This window comes from Nocardiopsis nanhaiensis (assembly GCF_054778635.1).
Genome location: NZ_BAAGZJ010000220.1, coordinates 1 through 508, shown reverse-complemented (window position 1 = coordinate 508; position 508 = coordinate 1). Strand labels below are relative to the sequence as shown.

At 64.8% G+C, this 508-nt stretch carries 1 pseudogene; it reads right to left on the bottom strand.

The features are described 5' to 3' along the window. Window positions 1–297, bottom strand: a pseudogene (locus ACYVD1_RS34870) (HNH endonuclease signature motif containing protein); the annotation flags it as partial. Between the last annotated feature and the right edge of the window lie 211 nt (window positions 298–508).

The window sequence follows — 508 nt, the reverse complement described above, 5'->3', positions numbered from 1 at the left end:
GGCCTCAACGGGGGCCATCCCCACCGAGTGGATCAGCCAGTTCTGCACCGACCTCTGCCCACCCGCCCCCAACAGGGTCCCGGCCGCCTCCAGCTGCGCCAACCGCAGCAGCATCGAAAGCTGGGCCTGTTCCATGTCCTCGAACACCTGCGAGATCACATCCAGGACCTGGCCAGCCGCACCCGCCGGGGGCACCTCCGCCATCTCCGAGGCGATCTTTCCCCGGGCAGCACCCATGGCGGACACGGCGGGGGTGTTTCCCGCCGTGTTCCCGCACTGCCCGAAAGAAGAAGTCATACCCTAAGGATATCAAGAAAGGCACAGAAAGGGCCTATCCCGGAGGTGATAACACCCTTACCTGACCACACTGACCCACATTTCCCGGCTCATCCCAATCGGGGGTGTAGGAGTTGGGGTCCGAAGCCGCCGGTCTCGAGCAGGCTTCGGGCGATGTAGTTGGTCAGGTTGCGGAACCCGAGTGCGGAGCCGCGCAGGTGTTCGAGCCGTC